Source organism: Alphaproteobacteria bacterium (genome assembly GCA_019695395.1).
Lineage (GTDB): Bacteria > Pseudomonadota > Alphaproteobacteria > JAEUKQ01 > JAIBAD01 > JAIBAD01.
In genome coordinates this window covers 40242-46873 of record JAIBAD010000010.1, presented here as the reverse complement: position 1 = coordinate 46873, position 6632 = coordinate 40242, and the positions used below count along the sequence as shown (strand labels likewise).

The window sequence follows — 6632 nt, the reverse complement described above, 5'->3', positions numbered from 1 at the left end:
CCCTATAAGGATCGGCTTGGCAATACCGAGGTGTACAATCCGTTGTGATAGCAACAGCTTTTTTATAAGGATCAATTCTAATAAGGGCCGCATCCCCACCTGGACCCTCATGGGTTTGACCGCGAACAATATAATCATATTGTTGCCAAACCCATCGTCTTGAACAAAGATCGGGACTTGACACAAGTTTTTTTAAACAATCGATTAAATCTAGGTCAAAATTTGCAGGAAATTGTATGTCTTGAGGTTTCGCTGGATTGATATATGGACGTTGATAGGCAGGTGCTGCATCAACCAAAATAGATATAGGTAAATCTGCACAAATTTTTTGATGATGACTAAGGGTTAAAAAAGGTCGTTCAGTTAAAAAACCAATTGTTGCAAAATCTAAACCCCATTTATTAAATATGGATTTGGCTTTTTCCATAGAGTCGGGTTTTAAGATCATAAGCATACGTTCTTGGCTTTCAGACAGCATCATTTCATAAGCAGTCATTTCTGTTTCACGTACAGGAACATGATCTAAGGTGATTTCCATGCCAAGATTACCCTTGGAACACATTTCCACAGAAGAAGAGGTAAGACCGGCAGCCCCCATATCTTGAATGGCAATAATTGCTTCTTCTTGCATAAGTTCAAGACAAGCTTCAAGCAATAATTTTTCGGTGAAAGGATCGCCAATTTGGACGGTTGGTCTATCTTCACTACTTGTATGATCAAATTCTGCTGATGCCATGGTTGCCCCATGGATACCATCACGTCCTGTTTTTGCCCCTACATAGATAACAGGATTGCCAACACCGGCTGCCTTTGAATAAAAAATTTTATCTTTATCAGCTAAACCAACAGTCATGGCATTAACAAGAATATTGTCATTATATGACGCATGAAAATTAATTTCACCACCCACAGTTGGGACACCCATACAATTTCCATAGCCTGCAATTCCTGCAACCACACCACTTAAAAGATGGCGTGTCTTCTCGTGCGTAGGATCGCCAAAGCGTAAAGCATTAAGATTGGCAATGGGTCTGGCGCCCATGGTAAAAATATCTCGCATAATTCCGCCAACACCGGTGGCTGCGCCTTGATAGGGTTCAATATATGAAGGGTGATTATGGCTTTCCATTTTAAAAACGAGCGCCTGATTATCCCCAATATCGATAACACCAGCATTTTCACCTGGTCCTTGGATAACATGGGGGGCTGTGGTAGGAAGGGTTTTTAACCATTTTCGGGATGATTTATAAGAACAATGTTCGCTCCACATCACAGATACAATACCAAGCTCGGTAAGGTTGGGTGTGCGTTTTAAAAGTTGTTTGAGTAAATTATATTCATCAATTGTTAACCCATGTTCTTGAGCAATATCGTCATTGATTAAAACGGCATTATTAATTTGTGGCATTTAATGAATTAACCCTTGAAATAAAGCTCGTCCATCTTCAATATTGTTAAATCCTTGATACGCAACATTTTCAGGATGGGGCATTAAACCCAAAACGTTTTTTTGTTTGTTATAAATACCTGCAATATCACGAATCGAACCATTAGGATTATCGATATATTGAAATGCAATTTGATCATTTTGTTCAAGGTCATTAAGTAATGCATGATCGGCATAATAATTTCCATCATGATGGGCAACAGGAAAATGAACAATTTGATCTTTTTGATACAGATGCGTAAATATTGATGTATTATTAACAACCTTAATTTTAACAATTTTACAAATAAATTTTAAATGGGTATTACGCAATAAGATACCCGGCAACAAACCACTTTCTATAAGAATTTGAAATCCATTACATATACCAAGGACAGGCGTGCCTTTATTTGCTAATCGAATAACCTCTTTCATAATGGGGGAACGTGCAGCAATTGCACCTGCTCTTAAATAATCGCCATAAGAAAATCCACCTGGTACGACGATCAGATCAACAGGAGGGATATTTGTATCTTGGTGCCAAAGGAATAAAGGTTTGATGTCGCAAAGAATATCAAAAGGTTTATAGACATCATTTTCACGATTAGAACCTGGAAAAACAATGATGCCAATCCGCATTATTCACCTACAAATTTTATCTCGTAAATTTCAATAATTTCATTAACGAGTAATTTTTTACACATATCTTCAACACTTTTTTTTGCTTTAATTTTATCTGTTTCTTTTAAATCAATTTCTATCAATTTACCTTGACGTATAGTTTCGACGTTTTGAAAATTCAGCGAATGTAAGGCATGGGCAATAGCTTGACCTTGGGGATCAAGAACAGATTTTTTTAAGGTGATTTCAACAATTGCTTTCATATTTTATTATAAGCTTTATTGCATGGTATCTGGACCCTTAAGGTCACGAGGTCCACCTTCGGGTAAAATACCAAGTCTTCTGGCAACTTCTTGATAAGCTTCTTCAACGCCACCTAGATCTCTACGGAAACGATCTTTATCAAGCTTCTCATTGGTTTTAATATCCCACAATCGACAAGAATCAGGGCTAATTTCATCGGCAAGCACAATCCGCATTTCTTCACCTTCATAAAGACGTCCAAATTCCAATTTAAAATCGACAAGTTTTAATCCCACACCAAGAAATAATCCCGATAAGAAATCATTAACCCGAAGACTTAAGGCCATAATGTCTTCTAACTCTTGGGCTGTAGCCCATGAAAAGGCAATAATATGCTCTTCATTGACCATGGGATCACCAAGTTCATCGGATTTATAATAAAATTCAACAATGGAACGAGGAAGGGCTGTTCCTTCTGTAATGCCAAAACGTTTAGCAAGAGAGCCTGCTGCCACATTTCGAATAACAATTTCAAGGGGTATAATTTCTACTTCCCGAACAAGTTGTTCACGCATATTAAGACGTCTGACAAAATGGGTTGGAATTCCAGTTTCATTTAATTTAGTCATCAAATATTCTGAAATTCTATTATTCAGAACACCTTTGCCTGTTATAACCCCTTTTTTTTGATTATTAAAAGCGGTTGCATCATCTTTAAAATATTGCACTAAGGTACCTGGTTCTGGTCCTTCGAACAAAACTTTTGCTTTGCCTTCATAAATTCGGCGGCGTCGAGACATTCTTCCTCTTTCTTGTGGCATCACAATTTAATAATAAGTTAATATTAAGATCTACTGTCTCTTTTCAGAATATCTTCTATAGCAGGGGATGCGTAAGAATACAATCTTTACTTACTTAAATTATCAAGTTAATAAAGAAAATATAGTTCAAGATTTCCTGCCTTGTTCTTTTTATGATTCATATTATGATTTAGCCAGGTTACATTATTACAAAGGTGTTTAAGTAAAATGACAAATTTTCAAGATCGCGAAAAAAATTTCGAACAAAAATATAAGCATGATCAAGAATTAAGATTCAAAATTAATATGCGTCGTAATAAATTATTAGGTTTATGGGTGGCAACTGAATTTGGATTAAATTCGGCAGAAGCAGAAGAATATGCAAAAACAGTGGTCATGGCTGATTTTGATAAACCTGGAGATGACGATGTCATCGAAAAAATTCTTAAAGATTGTAAGGAAAAAAATATTTCTTTAAGTGCCCATAGTATAAAACATAAAATGGAAGAATTTTTTATTCTTGCGAAAGAACAGTTTTTGAAAGAAATCAATTAGTTTTTAGGTATTGAAGACACGATTGAAAATTAAATCTACATGTTTTAGATGATATATCGGGTCAAAAAGTTCGGCTAGCTCATCAAATTGTAGAAATTTTTTAATTTGGGTATCTTCTTTTAAAATTTGTAAAAAATTGTTTTCTGTATGCCAACTTTGCATTGCGTATTTTTGGACTAAAGCATATGATTCTTCTCGGCTCATTCCTTTTTGAGTCAAAGCAAGTAAAACTCTTTGGGAATAAATTAATCCTTTTTGTTTATCAAGGTTAGCACGCATTTTATCAGGATAAACAATAAGTTTATCAATAATATTGGCCAATCTTGCAAGGGTAAAATCTAAGGTAACTGTGGTATCTGGTGCCAAAATTCTTTCAACAGAGCTATGGGAAATGTCACGTTCGTGCCATAAAGTAATATTTTCTAAAAAAGGAATAACAGCAGCACGAACCGTTCGTGCCAATCCGGTGACATTTTCGCAAAGGACTGGGTTGCGTTTGTGGGGCATAGCCGATGATCCTTTTTGACCTATTGAAAAATATTCTTCAACTTCACCGACCTCGCTACGTTGTAGGTGCCTTATTTCGGTGGCTAGATTTTCAATCGAACTTGCAATTACGCCTAAAACTGAAAAAAACATAGCATGTCTGTCACGTGGAATAATTTGGGTTGAAATTGGTTCAACCATAAGGTTTAATTTTTCTGCGACATATGTTTCAATTCTGGGATCTATATGGGCAAATGTACCAACAGCACCAGATATAGCGCAAGTACCAATTTCTTGACGTGCTTGGAAAAGACGTTTTTTATTACGATAAAAAATAGCCCAGTGGGATGCAAGTTTTAATCCAAAGCTAACCGGTTCAGCATGAATACCATGGCTTCGTCCTATACATAAAGTGTATTGATGTTCAAAAGCACGGCGTTTTAAAGCGTCAAGAAGAATATCTAAATCATTAAGGAGTATATCACACGCTTGAACAAGCTGAAGAGCTAAACACGTATCAAGAACATCTGAAGATGTCATTCCTTGATGGACATACCGTGATGGTTCGCCAACATATTCGGCAACGTTGGTTAAAAAAGCAATAACATCATGTTTTGTTTGTTGTTCGATTTCATCAATTCTCTTAACATCAAATTTTGCTTTTTGACGGAAAGCTTCTGCTGCTTCTTTGGGAATGTATCCATATTTAGCTTGTGCATCGCATGCATGTGCTTCTATATCCAGCCACAAATTATAGCGATTTTCTGGTTCCCAAATAGCAACCATTTGTGGACGACTATAACGTGGAATCATAACAATTTTCCTTATATGGATTTTTTAATTTAAGATTGTTTAAGTCATATTATAGAAATAATAATATTTCAATATTTCTAATTATAGAAAAAAGAAAGTTACAGAATGAATTAATTTAATAATTCAAGTTGAGCAAAACTTACATGTCCCTTATTCGTAATAATAAGATGATCATGAAGAATAATATTTAATTTTTCTAAAATAAATTTTACTTCTTTTGTAATATTAATATCGTCTTTGGATGGTTTTAAAAGACCAGAGGGATGATTATGAACCATAATTAATCCAGTAGCATTTAATTCAAGAGCACGTTTAGCAATTTCTCGTGGATAGACAGCTGTATGATCAACTGTACCAGTTTGTTGTACTTCTTCACTAATTAATTCATTAACATTATTAAGAAAAAATAAACGCAATTGTTCTTTATTTTCATGGGCCATGGCTAAATGACAATAATCAAGTAATTGGGGTAATGATTGAAAAACAGGTTTTTTGATTATTTCTTGTTTTGTAGCTAATAAAGCTGTGGCTTGAATTGCTTTTAAAAGAATTAAAGTGTGTTCACCAATCCCATCAATTTTTTTTAAATCATCAATTGATGCTGAAAATATCTTAGAAAAATTGCCAAAATGGTTAATGAGCTTTTTAGCTAAAGGTTTCATATCTTTACGGGGGTTTGCATAAAATAGTAATAATTCAAGTAACTCATAATCTGCGACGGCTTTTAACCCACCTGATAAAAATCGTTGTTTTAATCTTTGGCGATGTCCTTGAACAGAATTTAGATCACGAGAATCGAGCATATAAATGATTAAGAATAAGGTGGTTTGGTAAATCCTTGGGGAGAAAGGGTAAAAATTTCATATCCAGTTTCTGTGACACCAATCGTATGTTCAAATTGTGCTGATAAGGATTTATCTTTGGTTACAGCCGTCCAACCATCATTTAGAATTTTTACTTCTGGCCGTCCTGCATTAAGCATAGGCTCAATGGTAAAAAACATACCTGGTTTTAAAATAGGCCCAGTTGCTGGTTTTCCATAATGAAGGATAGAGGGTGAGTCATGAAAAATTCGTCCAATACCATGTCCACAAAAATCTTGAACAACAGAAAAGCGATTTTTTTCTGCATAGGTTTGAATGGCATGTCCTATATCGCCCACAGTATTGCCTGGTTTAACTTGGTCAATACCATGCATCATAGAGTCAAAAGTAATATCAATAAGACGTTGCGCTTTAATTCCAATTTTGCCAACGGGAAACATGCGGCTTGTATCCCCGTGCCATCCATCAACAATTACCGTGATATCAATATTAATGATATCACCTTCTTCTAGGATACGTTCACCAGGTATACCATGGCACACAACATGGTTGATTGACGTACAAATTGATTTTGGAAATCCTTTATAATTTAGGGGTGCGGGAATTGCATGATGGTCAATGATAAATTGATGACACCAATTATTTAATTGTTCTGTGGTGATGCCCGGTTCTACTTTAGGGGTGATAAAATCTAAACATTCTGCCGCTAATTTTCCAGCCTTACGCATAGAATGAAAATCAGCATTTTGGTGAATTTTAATCCTTGATTGATCATAGTCCCATATAGCTTGGGCATCAAAATCTGGGTATATCATAATTTTTCTTAATTTAAGTGTACTATTTAACTTTATATATATATCATTA

General features: G+C 35.2%; 8 protein-coding genes. 1 reads left to right on the top strand and 7 read right to left on the bottom strand.

From position 1 onward, the window contains the following. The 4 genes from purL to K1X44_03000 all read right to left on the bottom strand — a co-directional run. On the bottom strand, positions 1 to 1408 hold a 1408-nt coding region (purL, locus tag K1X44_03015; protein MBX7146262.1), incomplete at its 3' end, for a phosphoribosylformylglycinamidine synthase subunit PurL. Further along, positions 1409 to 2065 carry a phosphoribosylformylglycinamidine synthase subunit PurQ gene (gene purQ / locus K1X44_03010; protein ID MBX7146261.1) on the bottom strand — a complete coding sequence of 219 codons (657 nt, stop codon included), beginning with the start codon at positions 2063 to 2065 and terminating at the stop codon, positions 1409 to 1411. Then, on the bottom strand, positions 2065 to 2310 hold the full coding sequence (gene purS, locus K1X44_03005; GenBank protein MBX7146260.1) for a phosphoribosylformylglycinamidine synthase subunit PurS: 246 nt from the start codon (positions 2308 to 2310) through the stop codon (positions 2065 to 2067). The genes purQ and purS overlap by 1 nt, the downstream gene beginning before the upstream one ends. Before the next feature lie 15 nt (positions 2311 to 2325). Continuing rightward, the gene (locus K1X44_03000; protein MBX7146259.1) at positions 2326 to 3090 is read right to left on the bottom strand and encodes a phosphoribosylaminoimidazolesuccinocarboxamide synthase; all 765 of its coding nucleotides are present in this window, start codon (positions 3088 to 3090) and stop codon (positions 2326 to 2328) included. Positions 3091 to 3318: 228 nt separating this feature from the next. Here K1X44_03000 and K1X44_02995 point away from each other — a divergent pair, with 228 nt between their 5' ends. Beyond that, positions 3319 to 3645 carry a DUF1476 domain-containing protein gene (locus tag K1X44_02995; protein ID MBX7146258.1) on the top strand — a complete coding sequence of 109 codons (327 nt, stop codon included), beginning with the start codon at positions 3319 to 3321 and terminating at the stop codon, positions 3643 to 3645. 3 nt (positions 3646 to 3648) lie between these two features. Here the strand turns inward: K1X44_02995 and purB are convergent, their stop codons facing one another. The 3 genes from purB to map all read right to left on the bottom strand — a co-directional run bounded on the left by purB (position 3649) and on the right by map (position 6583). Beyond that, positions 3649 to 4944, bottom strand: a complete 1296-nt coding sequence (gene purB / locus K1X44_02990; GenBank protein ID MBX7146257.1) for an adenylosuccinate lyase — start codon at positions 4942 to 4944, stop codon at positions 3649 to 3651. 110 nt (positions 4945 to 5054) lie between these two features. Then, a complete protein-coding gene (radC, locus tag K1X44_02985; GenBank protein ID MBX7146256.1) occupies positions 5055 to 5747 on the bottom strand; it encodes a DNA repair protein RadC in 693 nt (230 codons plus the stop codon). Between the two features lie 8 nt (positions 5748 to 5755). Beyond that, positions 5756 to 6583, bottom strand: coding sequence for a type I methionyl aminopeptidase (gene map, locus K1X44_02980; protein MBX7146255.1), 828 nt, complete (start codon positions 6581 to 6583; stop codon positions 5756 to 5758). Positions 6584 to 6632: the final 49 nt, after the last annotated feature.